The organism is Methanoregula sp. (genome assembly GCF_002835825.1).
In the GTDB taxonomy this organism is placed as follows: domain Archaea; phylum Halobacteriota; class Methanomicrobia; order Methanomicrobiales; family Methanospirillaceae; genus Methanoregula.
Window position 1 is genome coordinate 1 of record NZ_PIZH01000778.1, and the last position, 1,031, is coordinate 1,031.

General features: G+C 59.7%; 1 protein-coding gene and 1 pseudogene. Both read right to left on the reverse strand.

The window, feature by feature from the left end:
• Window positions 1–432 (reverse strand): annotated as a pseudogene (locus CW742_RS15150) (indolepyruvate ferredoxin oxidoreductase); the annotation flags it as partial.
• Window positions 429–1,031: radical SAM protein (locus tag CW742_RS15155; RefSeq protein ID WP_292421862.1), on the reverse strand; the 603-nt coding region annotated here is incomplete at its 5' end. The pseudogene CW742_RS15150 and the gene CW742_RS15155, both read right to left, overlap by 4 nt.

Below are 1,031 nucleotides of genomic sequence, written 5' to 3' on the forward strand. Positions count from 1 at the left end.
GAGAAGGGCAACCCGGGAGAACTTCTCCGATGCTTCAAGTGCCGCTTCAAGGCCGGCATACAGGCAGGTGCTGTCCGGCTCAATGACCGGCAGCTCGGCCAGCTCCCCATAATACCGGGAGTCCTGTGCGGTCTGGGAACCCTCTGCACCAGGATCGTCCCCTGCGATAACCACAACCCCGGCAATAAGCCCCTGGGCGGTTGCCTGCAGGAGCGGGTCGGCGCAGGCATTGATCCCGACATTCTTGACGATAACAACAGACCTTCTGCCCGAAAGGGAGTCCCCGAGAGCATACTCAAGGGCGGTCTTCTCGTACACCACCAGTCCGGCGTTGCAGCGGGCCCCGAGTTCCGTGACGGGAAAGCCCGGAATGGTGTATACGGTATCGGCATACCGGCGGATCGCATCGGCAAGGGCATCTGTGCCGTTCATGCATCCCTCCCGGGAACAAGATCGCAGCCCGTGCAGTTGGTGCACATGGTAAGCGCCCGTGCCGGGTCAAGTCCTGCAGCAGCAAGCGCCTCTTCATGGATGGCAAAGATCCGCACCAAGCGCTCGAAGGAGGGGCGTTCCATCATCGTCATTCCTGCAACCGGGTTCAGCGGCCGGAGCACCGGGATCACCCCCCGGGTGGTGAGTCGCCGAATACAGGCTTCCATCTCGGCGTCCGTCTCCCCAAGACCGATAATGACATTGGAGAAGACGCGGTTCTCTCCGAAGAGTTCGACCGCGCGATCGAGGACCCTCCATATATGGTCGTAATCGAGGCCGGGGCACATGGCGGAAAAGAGGGCGGGCGTTGCTGCTTCAAGGTTGAACTTCACCTCCGCAACTCCGAGATCCTTTAAGCGCTCCGGGGTCATTTCGGTCGGGTAGATCGAAACGCCAATGGGCAGATCGAAGAAGGCAAGGTGCTTCACCACATCAAGGACATACGCCTCCTCTTCTTCGATAGTTGTCAGGACACCACTCGTAATCGAGATCGCATGGATGCGGTGCCGGACCGACTCAACCATCTTCATGATCTCTTC